The organism is Rathayibacter sp. PhB179, from assembly GCF_004345345.1.
Lineage (GTDB): Bacteria > Actinomycetota > Actinomycetes > Actinomycetales > Microbacteriaceae > Rathayibacter > Rathayibacter festucae.
Genome location: NZ_SLVD01000002.1, coordinates 212,617 through 227,090, shown reverse-complemented (window position 1 = coordinate 227,090; position 14,474 = coordinate 212,617). Strand labels below are relative to the sequence as shown.

Here is a 14,474-nt window from a genome sequence, read left to right as displayed (position 1 = left end):
GCGGCCGGTGGCCGCTCAGGGAGGAGTTCCCAGGGCTGTTCAGGGGTCCGATGAGGGCGCCGTCTACACTGACGCGGTGCCGACCCCTGCCGCCTCAGAGACCGCCGCCACCCGCGCCTCCCTCCGCCCCTCCGCCCGCCCGATCGCGTGGCTGCGCGAGAACCGCGACTCCGCCGCCGTGCTGTGGGGCGGCTTCGCCCTCGTGCACGTCCTGCTCTCCCTGCTGGCGCTCTACGCCCCGGGACTGCCGATGGGGGACGTCAGCATCGTCTACAAGGGCTGGATGCGGACCGCCGTCGAGGGCGGCGGGCTCGTCGGCTTCGACACCGGCTGGGTCTACCCGATCCTCGCCCTGGTGCCGATCAGCGCCGCCTGGCTCTTCGGAGAGGCGGGCTACGACCTGACCTGGCTCGTCGGCGTGATCGCCGTCGATGCGGCGGCCTTCGCCCTGCTCCTGCACCGCGGGATCCCCGCCCGGCTCGCTGCGGCGCGCTGGTGGCTGCTCTTCCTGGTGCTCCTCGGGCCGATCGCCGTCGGCCGGATCGACGCCTTCACCGTTCCGCTCGCCATCGCCGGACTGCTCTGGGCCTCCAGCCGACCGGTCGTCGCCGCGCTCGCGCTGACCGTCGCGACGTGGATCAAGGTCTGGCCCGCCGCCCTGCTCGGTGCCGCCGTCCTGGTGCTGCGCGGCCGCTGGCGGCTCGTCGCCGTCGGCGCCGGGCTCTCGGTCGCGATCATCGCCGGCGTGTATGCGCTCGGCGGCGGCGAGTACGTCTTCAGCTTCGTCACCGACCAGACCTCGCGCGGTCTGCAGATCGAGGCGCCCGTCAGCACGCTCTGGATGTGGCTCTCCATCGGCGGTTGGGCCGGCAGCTACGTCTGGTACGCCGCCGACATCAACACCTTCGAGATGCACGGCCCGTTCACCGATGTCGCCGCGGAGCTGATGAACCCGGCGCTCGCGCTCGCGGTGGTCGGCACGGTGCTGCTCGGTCTCCGGGCGCTGCGCGCGAAGGCGTCGCCGGTGCGGCTGCTGCCGCTACTGAGCCTCGGACTCGTCCTGGTGCTGATCGACATCAACAAGGTGCTCTCGCCGCAGTACATCGTCTGGCTGGCGCCGCCGGTGATCGTCGGGCTCGTCGTGGCCGGTCGCGACTTCGCGACGCCGGCGAAGCTGACCCTCGCGATCGCGGTGTTCACGCAGATCGTCTACCCGTACCTCTACCTCTTCCTGCTGTACTCGAACGCGGGCATGGTGCTGGCGCTGACCGTGCGCAACGTTCTGCTGCTCGTGCTGCTCGGCTGGGTGCTCCGCGAGCTGTGGCGGACGGGGAGCCGCGCTCGCGCTGCCGAGGGCGTGCGCGCCTAGGCTGGACGGCGGGTCCGGTGGTCGGATCCGCTGGGAGGTCCCTCGTGCTGGTCGCATTCTCCGTCGCTCCGTCCGGCGGTGAGGGTCCCGACGCCTCCGTCCACGACGCCGTCGCCGCCGCCGTCCGCATCGTCCGCGACTCCGGCCTGCCGAATCGCACGACCTCGATGTTCACAGAGATCGAGGGCGAGTGGGACGAGGTCTTCGACGTGATCAAGCGCGCGACCGAGGCGGTCGGCGCCTACGGGTCGCGGGTCTCGCTGGTGCTGAAGGCCGACATCCGGCCCGGCTACTCGGGCGAGATCGACGCCAAGATCGAGCGGCTCGGCCGCGCGCTCGAGGAGTGAGGCGCGCGGGAGCGCTCTCCGACTCGAATCGTTTCGATCCGCTTCCGATCCTCGCTATCGTGGTCCGGTGACCCTCTCCCCGGCCCGGACCCGCCTCGCCCTGCTCGCCCTCGCGATGGGGGGCTTCGCCATCGGCTCGACCGAGTTCGTCGCGATGGGGCTGCTGCCGCAGCTCGCCGCCGACCTGCTCCCGGACGTCTACGCCGCGAGCTCCGAGCAGGCGAACTCGCAGGCCGGACTGCTGATCTCCGCCTACGCGCTCGGCGTCGTCGTCGGTGCTCCGACGATCGCCGCGGCCGCCGCGCGCTGGCCGCGCAAGCGCCTGCTGCTGATCCTGCTGGCAGCGTTCACGATCGGGACCGTCGCCTCGGCCCTGCTGCCGACCTTCCCGCTCGTGCTGGCCGCTCGCTTCGTCGCGGCGCTGCCGCACGGCGCGTACTTCGGCATCGCCTCGCTCGTCGCCGCGGACCTGATGGGGCCGGGCAAGCGCGGCAAGGGCGTCGCCTTCGTGCTGTCCGGGCTCACCATCGCGAACGTCGTCGGGGTGCCCGCCATCACCTGGGTGGGGCAGAACGCGGGCTGGCGCAGCGCGTACCTCGTCGTCGCGGCGATCTTCGCGGCGACCGTGGTGGCCGTGTGGCTGCTCGTGCCGTTCCAGCGGGGGAACCCGGGCGCGACCATGCGCAACGAGCTGAAGGCCTTCGGCCGGCTGCAGGTCTGGATGACCCTGCTGATCGGTGCGATCGGCTTCGGCGGACTCTTCGCGATGTACAGCTACATCACGCCGCTGTCGACCGAGGTGACCGGGCTGCCGCTCGGCGCGGTGCCGTGGATCCTGGTGGTGATCGGCCTGGGCATGACGGTCGGCAACCTGGCGGGCGGCTGGGCGGCCGACCGGAACGTGCGGCTCGCACTCGTGGTGCTGTTCCTCGGGGTGCTCGTGTCGCTGACCGGCCTGGCACTGACCGCGACGTCGGTCGTGGGTCTGGTCGTGTTCACGTTCCTCGCGGCGGGCTTCTCCGCGGGGGCCTCGCCGGCCATCCAGACCCGGCTGATGGACGTCGCCCGTGACAGCCAGACCATCGCCGCGGCGCTCAACCACTCCGCGCTCAACATCGGCAACTCCGTCGGCGCCGCGCTCGGCGGGGTGACCATCGCCGCCGGCCTCGGCTACCTGTCGCCGATCTGGGTCGGCGTGGTCCTCACCGCGGCCGGCATCCTGCTCGCCTTCGCCAGCATCGCCATCGACCGCGCCCGCGGCACCGTCGACCCGCCGCGCGACCCCGCTCGCCCCGCCACGGGCAGCGTCCCGGTCAACGCCCTGTAGGGGCGCCGCGGCGGCGGCACATGCTGATCGAGTAGCCCGCGGAGCGGGCGTATCGAGATCCACCAGCACCGGACGGTGGCCTGCAGGCCGCCCTGTTGACGCCGGTGGGTCTCGATACGCCCCCGCGGGGCTACTCGACCAACATGGAAGCGGGCACGCATCTTCTGTGACTGAGGACCGCGCATGCTGATCGAGTAGCCCGCGGAGCGGGCGTATCGAGATCCGCCAGCACCGGACGGTGGCCTGCAGGCCGCCCTGTTGACGCCGGTGGGTCTCGATACGCCCCTGCGGGGCTACTCGACCAACATGGGGTGGGGCACTATTCGGTGGGTCTTGCCTGCAGACCAGCCAGCCACGGAGCGGTGCAGACGGAAATCCGCGTGTCAGCGGATTTCCGCAGCCGCCGCAGGACGCTCTACGGAACGCGCCCACTTCGTGAAGCCGACTGCGGCGGGGGCGGGCGGGGACCGCCCCCGCGAACGGATTGAATTCGTCGCGCCGCGCGGCGCGACGAATTCAATCCGTTTCGATCAAGATCCCGTCGTGGATGGCGCGCTTGCGCAGTGCGACCTTGGTGCCGACGTCGATGCCGACCACGCGGTACTTCTCGCGGATGCGCTTGAGGTAGGACTTCGCGGTCTCCTCGGAGATGCCGAGCTCGAAGGCCACGGACTTGACGGGCTCGCCGCCGCCGTAGAGCGCCATCACGCGGCGCTCCTGCGCGCTGAGCTTGGGGGCGCCGTCGGAGTCGCCGGTGGAGAGCGCCATGTCGAGCTCGTGCGAGATGTAGGAGTGGCCGTCCTTGGCCGCGCGGATCGCCTCGACGATCATGTCGGCGTCCTCCGTTTTGACGAGGTAGCCGAGCGCGCCCGAGGCGAGCGCCTCGCGGACCACGGCCGGCTCGGAGTAGGTGCTCATCAGCACCGTCTTCACGCCGGTGGTCTTCAGGGTGGAGAGCTTGACCGAGATCGGGATGTTGTCCTTGAGGTCCAGGTCGAGCAGCACGACGTCGACAGGGAACTCGGGGTGAGTGAGCAGCTCCGGCCAGGAGGCGACCGCGGCGACCAGCTGGATGTCCGACGCGGCGCCGCGGATCCACTCCGTGAGGGCACCGAGGAGCATCTTGTGATCGTCGACCACGGCGAGCGTGATCTTCGGTTCTGCGGTGGAGGTCATCGGTGTCCTTCGGCTCGGGCGGGAGGGCGGGGCGGTCGTCTCTGCTCAGCGATCGGCCGGATTCTCGACGTAGCAGTCGATCTCGATCCGGAGCGCGTCATCGTGCGACGTGTCGCGGAACGCACCGACCTGTGCGATAGCCTCCCACGTCGCGGGATCGACTCCGCGCACGGGCACGCCCTCGGACTGCAGAGTGAGCGGCACGAGCAGGGAGCGCGGCGGGGCGTCGGCCTCGGGTTCGCGCGGTGCTCCGGCTTCGACGTGCAGCACGACGGTGAGCCCGGAGGCGCCGTCGAGGATGAGCCAGATGGCGGAGAGCAGGCCGTCCCGCTGCTGGTGGCCGAGGAGGCCGGCAGTGCCGTCGGGGTCGTGCAGATCGACGAGCGGGGCCAGCAGCTCGGACTCCTGGATCGCGTGGTGCAGCCAGGTCTCGCGACGCCCCTCGATGAGGTGCAGGCGGAGGCTGGTCGCGAGCGCGGCGGCGTGCGCGGCGCGGTGCGGATCGAGCGGCAGAACGGTCGTGCCGTCGCCGACCTCGGCGAGCAGGCGCTCGGCCGCGAGGTCGAGGCGGGCGAGCTCCTCCGAGGCGAGCATGCCGACCGCGTAGCGCGGCCCGAGGGTGGTGCTCTGGACGAGGGCGCGGTCGATCTCGAGCTGGACCATCCGGCGGAAGCCGCGCATCATCACGACCGCGACGACGGCGGGCGCGAGGGTCACGGCCATCGCGCTGATCCTCACCGAGAACGAGGTCTCGTCGCCCGAGCCCATGGCGCTGTAGGCGACGAGCTCGGCGACCGCGATGGCGAAGGCGACGGCGAGGACCTCGATGCTGCGGCGGTGCACGATCATCGCGGCGTGGGCGACCGCGGCGGCCACCGCGGCGGTCGGGACGGCGGCGGACGGGCCGTGACCGGCGACGGCGATCAGGTCCAGCGCCACGGCCCCGGTGATCCCGACGAGCAGGCCGACGTAGGCGGCGGTGGGCAGCCGCTGTCCGCAGACGTGGATGGCGACCACGGTCGCCGTGAAGGAGGCGACGAGGAGGAGCCAGGCGACGACGACCAGCCCCGGCCGCGCGTAGTCGTCGACGGTGGCGAGGAAGACCAGGAGCTCGTAGGCCATCAGCGCCGCCGCGATGCCGGTGAGGCCGCTGCCGAGGTAGCTGGTGCCCAGGGTCTCCTGCTGTCCCTTCCGCGCGCGGGCGGAGCGGGGCGAGCCGTCGGGCCGGCGAGGAGCGGCGCCGGGTCCGCCGAGGAGGGGGGAGGCCCGCTCGGTGCCGGCGCTCACTTGGGCACCTCCAGCACGACGGTCGTGCCGGAGCCGGGCGAGCTGAAGAGCCGGGTGCGCCCGCCGACGTCCGCGAGCCTCGCGACGACCGACTCCTTGAAGCCGAGCTTCGTCGCGGGCACCGTGGCGATGTCGAAGCCGGCACCGGCGTCCGTCACCATCGCGCGGACGGTCTGCTCGTCCTCGGTGATGGTGACGTCGGCGGACTCGACACCGGAGTGCCGCCGCACGTTCTCGAGGCACTCGGCGAGGGCGAGCAGGAAGGAGTCGAGCGCGGCGCCCTCGAGGACGACCTCCCCGGAGCCGTGCAGGACGACCTCGAGGCCCAGGCGGCCGAACCGGTCCCGGACGTCCTCGAGCGAGGTCGCGGCGGGCGACGCGGTGACGCTGGTCAGCTGGTACGAGCCGGACGCGCTCGGCGTCGGCGTCCCGCCGAGGCGCAGCTGGCGCAGGAGCTGCGCGTCCTGCGCGGCCTGGCGGCGGAGCGCGTCCTCGGAGACGCCGCGGCCGGAGTGGGCGAGCAGGGTGAGCGTCGCGAGCACCGTGTCGTGCAGGAGCCGCGCTCCCTGACGGCGCTGCGCCTCCGTCTCGCTGGCCTGCCGCTCGACGCGGTGCGCGTTGCCGATGCTGTCGATGCGCCGGACGACCCGGGGGACCGCCGTGCTGATCCAGAGCGCGAAGCCGGCGAGCGTGCCCCAGGGCAGCAGGCTCTGCACGAGCGCGTTGGACAGCATCGCCTCCTCGGCGACCAGCACGGAGACGACGACGCTCGGCACCAGGACGGGCAGGAGCAGCAGCAGCCGACGGGCGGAGGTGGTCACCACGACGGCGACGGTGCTGGTGACGGCGTTGGCGGTGCCGACGAGCACGTAGCCCTCGAAGCCGCTGTCGCCGCCGAGGGCGCTCGCGAGGCCGATGCTCAGCACCAGGCCGCCGGCGGCGAGCAGGAGCACCCAGAGCGTTCGTCCGCTGCGGCCGAGCTGCAGGTGGAGGACGGCGAGTGCGAGGAGCAGCGCGACCGCGAACGGCACGGCGTCGGGCGCCACCGCCCCGGGGCCGAGGACCAGGGCGATCGCCGTGGCGTCGATCAGAAGGCCGATGCCGCACGCGGACTGGCGGAGGAGGCGGTCGCGCTCGCGAGCGCTGCGGACCAACGGCACGGGCACGCTCCTTCCGGTGGGCGGCGCGGGGCGGACCCCCCGTCTCACGATAGTCACAGACCGGCGGTCGGCCCGCGGGACGGCCGGGATCGGGTCAGACCGCCAGGAGCCTCGCGAGGTGGCCGCCGACCGCGTCGTCCTCGATGAGGAAGGCGTCGTGCCCGAAGGTCGAGCTGATAACCGCGACCTCGTCGCCGTCGATGGTGCCGCGGGCGTGGGCGGCGATGATCCGCTGCCCGTCCACCGGGAACAGCCGGTCGCTGTCGATCCCGAGCACGAGCGTCGGGCTGGTGATCCGCTCGAGCGCCTCGGCCTCGCCGCCGCGCCCGCGCCCCACGTCGTGCGAGTTCATCGCCTCGACGAGGGTGATGTAGCTGTTGGCGTCGAAGCGCCGGGTGAACTTGTTGCCGTGGAAGTCGAGGTACGACTCGACCGCGAACCGGCCGCCGCCGCCCAGTGGGCTGAGGCCGGACTGCCAGCTCCGCTCGAAGCGGTCGTTGAGCTCGGACGGGCTGCGGTAGTTGAGCAGCGCCATCCGGCGGGCCAGCGCGAGGCCGTGGTACGGGCCCTTGCCGTCACCGGCGTCGTAGTAGGCGCCGCCCGCGAAGGCGGCATCGTTCCGGATCGCCTCGAGCTGGACGAAGTTGAGCGCGATCTGGTCGGAGGTGGCGCGCGGGGGAGCGGCGAGGACCGCGAGCCGGGCGACCCGCTCGGGGTGGTCGATGCCCCATTCCAGCGCCTGCATCCCGCCCATCGAGCCGCCGATGACGGTGTGCCAGCGGTCGATGCCGAGCCGGTCGGTGAAGAGCGCCTGCACGGCGACCTGGTCGCGGATCGTCGTGTACGGGAAGCGCGCGCCCCACTCGTGCCCGTCCGGTGCGAGGGAGGCGGGGCCGGTCGAGCCCTGGCAGCCCCCGAGCATGTTCGGGGCGACCACGAAGTAGCGGTCGGTGTCGATCACGAGACCGGGCCCGACGAGTCCGGACCACCAGCCGTCGGTCGCGTGACCCGGGTCGCCGCGGCCGATCAGGTGCGAGTCGCCGGTCAGCGCGTGCAGGACGAGGATCGCGTTGTCGCGCGCGGGGGAGAGCTCGCCCCAGCTCTCGTAGGCCACCCGGACGTGGGGGAGGCGGCCGCCCGCCTCGAAGGCGAACGGGCCGATCTCGACGAAGCGCCGCCCGCCGGGGTGGTCGCCCTCGCGCCAGGCCCCGGTGGCGGGCGGCTTGCCGATCACCGAGCGGAGCTGGCGCTCGGTGACGAACGCCGAAGGGACGGTGTCCTCGAGTGTCTGCTGCCAGTCCATAGCGGTGTCCATCGTGGCAGAGCGCGGCGGGCACCCGGCCTTTGTTACGCGGGGGTGACGCTCGCCTTGCTGATCGAGTAGGCCGCGGAGCGGACCCCTGCTGATCGAGGAGGCCGCGCAACGGCCGCCCGCCCATGCTGATCGAGTAGGCCGCGCAGCGGCCGCCCGCCCATGCTGATCGAGTAGGCCGCGCAGCGGCCGTATCGAGATCCGCCGTTGTCAGCACGGTGGGTCTCGATACGCCGCTGCGCGGCTACTCGACCAGCATGACGGGGCCGTCAGGCGTTGGCGCGGGAGGCCTCGACGACGCTGCGGGCGGCCTGCAGGGCCTGGGCGAGGTCGGCGCGGAGGTCGTCGATGTTCTCGAGGCCGACGGAGAGGCGGACGAGCCCGGGGGTGACGCCGGCGGTGAGCTGCTGCTCCGGGGTGAGCTGCGAGTGCGTGGTCGACGCCGGGTGGATGACGAGCGAGCGGACGTCGCCGATGTTCGCCAGGTGCGAGAACAGCACGAGCGAGTCGACGAAGGCGCGTCCCGCGTCCACCCCGCCCTTGAGCTCGAAAGAGAGCACGGCGCCCACGCCCTTCGGCGCGTAGTGGTTCGCCGCCGCGTACCAGGGCGAGGTGGGCAGTCCTGAGTAGTTGACCGTCGCGATGTCGGAGTGGTTCTCCAGGTACTCCGCGATCTCCTGCGCGTTCTGCACGTGCCGCTCGATCCGCAGCGACAGCGTCTCGATGCCCTGGATCAGCTGCCAGGCGCTCGCCGGCGCGATCGAGGCACCGAGGTCGCGCAGCAGCTGCACGCGGGCCTTGATGATGTAGGCGAGGGCGTCGCCGACCGCGTCGGTGTAGACCGCGCCGTGGTACGAGTGATCGGGCGTGGTCAGCCCGGGGAACTTCGCCGCGTTCGCGGTCCAGGAGAAGGTGCCGCCGTCGACGATCGCGCCGCCGATCACGGTGCCGTGACCACCGAGGAACTTGGTCGCCGAGTGCACGATGATGTCCGCGCCGTGCTCGAACGGGCGGATCAGGTACGGCGTCGCGATCGTGTTGTCGACGATCAGCGGGACGCCCGCCGCGTGCGCGACATCGGCCACGGCGCGGATGTCGAGGATGTTGATCTTGGGGTTGCCGATGGTCTCGGCGAAGAAGAGCTTGGTGTTCGGGCGGACCGCGCGGCGCCACTCCTCCTGGTCGTCCTGGTTCTCGACGAAAGTCGTCTCGATGCCCAGCTTGGCCAGCGTGTACTTGAAGAGGTTGTAGGTGCCGCCGTAGATCGACGACGACGAGACGAGGTGGTCGCCCGCCTGCGCGATGTTGAGCACCGCCGCGGTCTCGGCCGCCTGGCCGGACGCGAGCAGGAGCGCGCCGGAGCCGCCCTCGAGCGCGGTGAGGCGCTCCTCGACGACCGCCTGGGTCGGGTTCTGGATGCGGGTGTAGATGTTGCCGAACTCGGCGAGCGAGAAGAGGTTCTTCGCATGCTCGGCGTTGTCGAAGACGTAGGAGGTGGTCTGGTAGATCGGGGTCGCGCGCGCCTTGGTGACGGGATCGGGCGCGGCTCCGGAGTGGATCTGCTTGGTCTCGAACTGCCACTTCTCGGAGTCGGTCATGGTGCATCCCATCGCATCGTCGGTTCGGAACGGAAGGCCGTTCCCCGTCGCGACGAGCCTAGGTGCGGGTCCCCGGTGCGGCCAGGGCGCCCGACACACGGGGTAACCGCGACGGATCAGCGGCCGGTGCGGATCCCGGACGTCGGATGCGGGTCGCGCTTGGACCCGGTCGGGTCGGCCCGGTTCGGGCGCTCGGGCCGCTCGTCGACGACCGGCGCGAAGAGCCAGGCCGCCCGCGGCTCGACGATCTTGTGGAAGACGGTGCGCGTCCAGCCCAGCGAGAGCGCGATCGCGACCGCGATGCAGAAGACGATCATCAGGATCAGCGCGACCGTGCTCTCGGTCGCGGACAGCAGCCCGGACTCGCGCAGCGGGTAGAGGACGAAGCTGTGCAGCAGGTAGACGTACATCGTCGACTGCCCCCAGGCCGTCATCGCGGTGCGTCGGCGCGGGATCAGGCTGAACAGCGCGAGCGAGAGCACGACCGCGGTCGCCATCAGCGCCAGGCGGACGAGCCCCGCCCACCAGGCGGTCTCGCCGAGCGCGTCGTACGGCCGGTCGTAGAAGAACCAGTAGCGCAGATCCGCCGCGCGGAAGGCGTCGATGTTGACGGTCATCACGACGACCGTCGCCGCGAAGAGGGCGACGGCGATCACCCGGGAGAGCAGGATCTGCCGCGGCGTCAGGTCGAGCCAGCGGTCCACCAGCAGCCGCGAGCCGGCCTTCCAGCCGCGCAGCCGCCAGCCGAAGACGAAGAACGGCAGGATCCCGATCGCCCGCGCCAGCGAGAAGGTCGAGTCGATGTTGTCGTAGTAGCTGACGCCGACGGCGAGGACCACGCTGATCAGCAGCGGCCAGCGCAGCAGCGCGAGGTAGGGGAGGACCAGCCGGAAGATCCCGAGCGCGAGCAGGAACCACAGCGTCCAGCTCGGCTTGGTCGGGTTGAACTCCTGCTTGCCCTCGACCGCGAACTGCACCAGCGTCCAGATCGTCTCCATGATGAGGTAGGGCAGCAGGATGTCGGTGAGCACCCGGCGCATCGCGCGGGCGTTCGGCGCTCCGCCCTTGGAGAAGTAGCCGGAGATGATCGCGAAGGCCGGCATGTGGAAGGCGTAGATCGTCAGGTAGACGACGAGCGACGTGTCCGAGTTCGCGGTCAGCCGCTGGATGCCGTGGCCGATCACCACGAGCGCGACGCAGACGAAGCGGGCGTTGTCCCAGAGGGGCACGCGGCGCTTGGGGGGAGTGGGCGACCCGGCGGTGGCGGGAGCCGGGTCGGCGGGCTGCATGCGGCCAGGCTAGCGTTGGCTCCGACGACGGAGTCGATGGTGTCCGAGGCTTGACGGAAAGAGGACGAGCGTGGTTCGACGCGTCGTGGTGACAGGAGCGAGTTCGGGGATCGGTGCGGCGACGGTCCGCCTGTTCCGCGAGCACGGCTGGGACGTGGTGGCGGTCGCCCGCCGCCGGGAGCAGCTGGAGGCGCTCGCCGCGGAGACCGGGGCGAGCCTGTTCGTCGCCGATCTCACCGACGCGGCGCAGGTCGACGCGCTGCGCGACCACCTCGCGGAGACCGGCCCCGTGCACGCCCTCGTCAACAACGCCGGCGGCGCGCTCGGCCTCGACTCGGTCGAGGCGTCCGACCCCGCCGACTGGACCCGGATGTTCGAGATCAACGTGCTCTCGGTCAAGCTCGTCACGAGCGCGCTGCTCCCGCTGCTGCGTTCGGGCATCGCCGACGAGGGCTCCGAGGGCTCGGCCGACATCGTCACCGTCACCTCGATCGCCGGCCACGTCGCCTACGAGGGCGGTGGCGGCTACAACGCCGCGAAGTTCGCCGCGCACGCGCTCGTCGCGGTCCTCCGCCTCGAGCTCGCCGGTGAGCCGATCCGCGTGATCGAGATCGCGCCCGGGATGGTGCACACCGAGGAGTTCTCCCTGGTCCGCTTCGGCGGCGACAAGGAGCGCGCCGACAAGGTCTACGCCGAGGTCCCCGCCCCGCTGGTGGCCGAGGACGTCGCCGCGGCGATCGTCTCCTCCGTCGAGCTGCCGCCGCACGTCAACCTCGATCTGGTGACGATCAAGCCGGTGGCGCAGGCCGCCCCGCACAAGGTGATCAAGGGCGCGCTCACCCCGAAGGCGTGACAGGCGCCCGTCGCGGGGCCCCGTGATGTGACGCGGGGCCTGGCGACGCTCTAGCCTGTCCCTCATGGTTTCCGACGCCGACGACTCCGCCGCCCTCCTCGCCGCCACGGAGAAGGAGGTCCTCGGCTGGCTCGAGTTCGGTGACGCCGCTCGCCACCTCGCCGACGACGTCGTCGCCTCCGGCTACCGCCCGGAGCTGGTCGTGGCCATCGCGCGCGGCGGTCTGCTGCTCGCGGGCGCGGTCGCCTACGCGCTGGGCATCAAGAGCTGCGGTGCGCTGAACGTCGAGTTCTACACCGGCGTCGAGGCGCGACTGGCCGCTCCCGTCGTCCTGCCGCCCCTGCTGGACGAGGCGTCCGTGCGCGGGAAGCGCATCCTCCTGGTCGACGACGTCTCCGACTCCGGCCACACCCTCGCCCTCTCGGTCGACCTGATCCGCGCGATGGGCGCCGAGGTGCAGACCGTCACGCTCTACACGAAGCCCCGCACGGTGCTCGAGCCCGACTTCTTCTGGCGGCGCACGCCGCGCTGGATCGTCTTCCCCTGGTCGGCGCTGCCCCCGGTGGCGGGCGCCCTCGCGGAGGACGACGAGTGAGCGTCCACCTGATCGGCGGCGGCGGCGGCGCCGAGCACGACCCGCAGCTCTACGGAGCCTTCCTGGCGGAGGCGCACGACCGCGCCGTCGACGCCGGCCGCATCGAGGGTCCGCGGATCGCGATCGTCGTCGTGCACGACGGCCTCGGCCCCGAGGTCTACGCGGGCTGGGCCGCGACGCTCGCGACGGTCGGCAAGCTCCTCCCGTTCGCGGTCATGAAGCCCGAGGGCGGCCGGATCGACCCCGCGGTCTTCGACGACGTCGACGGGATCTTCGTCGGCGGCGGCCTCACACCCGCCTACCGCGACGCGCTCGAGGCGTCCTTCCCGCGCCTGCGCGACCTCGTCTCCTCCGGAGTGCCGTACGCCGGCTACTCCGCGGGCGCCGCGGTCGCCGCCGACCGCGCGATCGTCGGCGGCGACCGCATCGGCGGCGTCGCCGTCGCGCCCGAGCACGCGGCCGAGGAGCTGGACGAGGTGACGGTGCTCGAGGGCATCGGCCTGGTCGACGTCTCGATCGACGTGCACGCCGCGCAGTGGGGCACGCTCGGCCGCCTGGTCGCGGCCGTCGAGGCCGGACTGGTCGACGGCGGCGTCGCGATCGACGAGTCGACCGTCCTCACCGTCGGCACGGGCGCGCTGCGCGTCCGCGGCGCCGGCTCGGTCTGGCGCGCGAGCGCGGGCGAGGCCGGAGTGTCGGTCGCCACCCTCGCCGCGAGCTGAGCGTGGATCTGCAGGAGCTGGCCGGTGCCGGCCTGATCGACCGCGGCTGGGCCGAGGCGCTCGCCCCGGTCGCCGGCGACATCGCGGCGATGGGCGACTTCCTCCGCGCGGAGACCGCGGCCGGGCGCCCCTACCTCCCGGCAGGCGCGCAGGTGCTCCGCGCGTTCGCCGCGCCGCTGGAGGACGTCCGCGTCCTGATCGTCGGGCAGGACCCGTATCCGACGCCCGGGCATCCGATCGGGCTGTCCTTCGCCGTGGACCGGCACGTCCGGCCGCTGCCGCGCAGTCTGCAGAACATCTACCGGGAGCTGCGGGACGACCTCGGCGTCGCGCCGCCCGAGCACGGCGATCTCAGCGGCTGGACGCGCAGCGGCGTGCTGCTGCTCAACCGCGTCCTCACCGTCGCACCCGGCGCGCCCGCCTCGCACCGCGGCAAGGGCTGGGAGCGGGTCACCGAGCACGCGATCCGCACGCTCGTCGCCCGCGAGCAGCCGCTCGTCGCGATCCTCTGGGGGCGCGACGCGGCGAACCTCCGGCCGCTGCTGGGCGACTCCGGGATCGTCGAGAGCGTCCACCCCAGCCCGCTGTCCGCCTCCCGCGGCTTCTTCGGCTCGCGCCCGTTCAGCCGCGCGAACGAGCTGCTCGCCGAGCGCGGGGCCGAGCCCGTCGACTGGGCGCTCCTGCCCTGAGCCTCGGGGCCCGACAGCGCGGCCCGCCGCGCGTGCGGTGCTCCGCCACCCCGGCTACGCTGGCCCGGATCGCGGCCGCCGCCCGGGATCAGCGACGCCGACCACCACCGCCGAGAAGGAGCGAGATGCTCGAGGAAGAGTACGAGCAGCGCCGGGTCCTCCCGCCGCACCTGCGCCGGGCGCCCGCCCCCGAGCCGGAGTTCTCCTTCGAGATCCGCGAGGCGCGCAGCGCGGACCTGCCGGACATCCAGGAGATCTACAACCACTACGTCCGGAACACCGTGGTGACCTTCGACGAGGACGACTCGACGCTGAAGGAGTGGCGCTCGAAGTTCGCGCGCAACCAGAAGCTGGGGCTGCCGTTCATCGTGGCCGTGTCGCCGTCAGGGCAGATCCTGGGCTACGCGATGGTGTCGCCGTGGTCGTCCAAGCGCGCCTACCGCTTCACCGTCGAGAACTCGATCTACCTGCGCGCCGCCTCGACCGGCAAGGGCCTCGGCAAGGCGCTGATGACCGAGCTGCTCGAGCGCGCGAAGGCCGTCGGCATCCGCCAGGTCATGGCCGTCATCGCGGACAAGGGGGCCGAGGCGTCGCTGACGATGCACGCGAAGTACGGCTTCGTCGAGGTCGGCCGGATGGGCCGCGTCGGCTTCAAGTTCGAGCGCTGGCTGAGCACCGTGCTGATGCAGAAGACGCTGAAGTAGCGCCACCCGCGTCTCTGCGAATGCGCCGGACTGCGGGGAACGGCGC

General features: G+C 72.2%; 14 protein-coding genes. 8 read left to right on the top strand and 6 right to left on the bottom strand.

Going from position 1 to position 14,474, the window contains the following annotated elements:
• Nucleotides 1-76 precede the first annotated feature (76 nt).
• The 3 genes from EDF43_RS04800 to EDF43_RS04790 all read left to right on the top strand — a co-directional run bounded on the left by EDF43_RS04800 (nucleotide 77) and on the right by EDF43_RS04790 (nucleotide 3,043).
• Nucleotides 77-1,369, top strand: coding sequence for a glycosyltransferase family 87 protein (locus EDF43_RS04800; protein WP_165909019.1), 1,293 nt, complete (start codon nucleotides 77-79; stop codon nucleotides 1,367-1,369).
• 44 nt (nucleotides 1,370-1,413) lie between these two features.
• Nucleotides 1,414-1,716 carry a thiamine-binding protein gene (locus EDF43_RS04795; RefSeq protein ID WP_123702710.1) on the top strand — a complete coding sequence of 101 codons (303 nt, stop codon included), beginning with the start codon at nucleotides 1,414-1,416 and terminating at the stop codon, nucleotides 1,714-1,716.
• A gap of 115 nt (nucleotides 1,717-1,831) precedes the next feature.
• A complete protein-coding gene (locus EDF43_RS04790) occupies nucleotides 1,832-3,043 on the top strand; it encodes an MFS transporter (RefSeq protein ID WP_132436077.1) in 1,212 nt (403 codons plus the stop codon).
• A gap of 516 nt (nucleotides 3,044-3,559) precedes the next feature.
• On the opposite strand, the gene EDF43_RS04785 is transcribed toward EDF43_RS04790, so the two are convergent.
• From EDF43_RS04785 to EDF43_RS04760, 6 genes are all read right to left on the bottom strand, one after another.
• Nucleotides 3,560-4,219, bottom strand: a complete 660-nt coding sequence (locus EDF43_RS04785; RefSeq protein WP_123445394.1) for a response regulator — start codon at nucleotides 4,217-4,219, stop codon at nucleotides 3,560-3,562.
• Nucleotides 4,220-4,264: 45 nt separating this feature from the next.
• Nucleotides 4,265-5,506, bottom strand: coding sequence for a hypothetical protein (locus EDF43_RS04780; protein WP_132435818.1), 1,242 nt, complete (start codon nucleotides 5,504-5,506; stop codon nucleotides 4,265-4,267).
• Nucleotides 5,503-6,666, bottom strand: a complete 1,164-nt coding sequence (locus tag EDF43_RS04775; RefSeq protein ID WP_243582422.1) for an ATP-binding protein — start codon at nucleotides 6,664-6,666, stop codon at nucleotides 5,503-5,505. Before EDF43_RS04775 ends, EDF43_RS04780 begins: the two co-directional genes overlap by 4 nt.
• A gap of 94 nt (nucleotides 6,667-6,760) precedes the next feature.
• The gene (locus EDF43_RS04770; protein ID WP_123735270.1) at nucleotides 6,761-7,969 is read right to left on the bottom strand and encodes a homoserine O-acetyltransferase; all 1,209 of its coding nucleotides are present in this window, start codon (nucleotides 7,967-7,969) and stop codon (nucleotides 6,761-6,763) included.
• Between the two features lie 278 nt (nucleotides 7,970-8,247).
• Nucleotides 8,248-9,576, bottom strand: coding sequence for a bifunctional o-acetylhomoserine/o-acetylserine sulfhydrylase (locus EDF43_RS04765; RefSeq protein WP_123702717.1), 1,329 nt, complete (start codon nucleotides 9,574-9,576; stop codon nucleotides 8,248-8,250).
• A gap of 116 nt (nucleotides 9,577-9,692) precedes the next feature.
• The gene (locus EDF43_RS04760) at nucleotides 9,693-10,865 is read right to left on the bottom strand and encodes an acyltransferase family protein (protein ID WP_132435817.1); all 1,173 of its coding nucleotides are present in this window, start codon (nucleotides 10,863-10,865) and stop codon (nucleotides 9,693-9,695) included.
• 70 nt (nucleotides 10,866-10,935) lie between these two features.
• On the opposite strand from EDF43_RS04760, the gene EDF43_RS04755 reads away from it, so the two are divergent.
• The 5 genes from EDF43_RS04755 to EDF43_RS04735 all read left to right on the top strand — a co-directional run bounded on the left by EDF43_RS04755 (nucleotide 10,936) and on the right by EDF43_RS04735 (nucleotide 14,428).
• Entirely contained in the window at nucleotides 10,936-11,718 is a 783-nt protein-coding gene (locus EDF43_RS04755) for an SDR family NAD(P)-dependent oxidoreductase (RefSeq protein WP_243646233.1), read from the top strand.
• 64 nt (nucleotides 11,719-11,782) lie between these two features.
• The gene (locus tag EDF43_RS04750; RefSeq protein ID WP_123445400.1) at nucleotides 11,783-12,313 is read left to right on the top strand and encodes a phosphoribosyltransferase; all 531 of its coding nucleotides are present in this window, start codon (nucleotides 11,783-11,785) and stop codon (nucleotides 12,311-12,313) included.
• Nucleotides 12,310-13,035, top strand: coding sequence for a Type 1 glutamine amidotransferase-like domain-containing protein (locus EDF43_RS04745; RefSeq protein WP_123445401.1), 726 nt, complete (start codon nucleotides 12,310-12,312; stop codon nucleotides 13,033-13,035). Before EDF43_RS04750 ends, EDF43_RS04745 begins: the two co-directional genes overlap by 4 nt.
• Nucleotides 13,032-13,724, top strand: a complete 693-nt coding sequence (locus tag EDF43_RS04740; RefSeq protein ID WP_132436074.1) for a uracil-DNA glycosylase — start codon at nucleotides 13,032-13,034, stop codon at nucleotides 13,722-13,724. The genes EDF43_RS04745 and EDF43_RS04740 overlap by 4 nt, the downstream gene beginning before the upstream one ends.
• Nucleotides 13,725-13,849: 125 nt before the next feature.
• The gene (locus EDF43_RS04735; RefSeq protein WP_123702722.1) at nucleotides 13,850-14,428 is read left to right on the top strand and encodes a GNAT family N-acetyltransferase; all 579 of its coding nucleotides are present in this window, start codon (nucleotides 13,850-13,852) and stop codon (nucleotides 14,426-14,428) included.
• The last annotated feature ends 46 nt before the right edge of the window (nucleotides 14,429-14,474 follow it).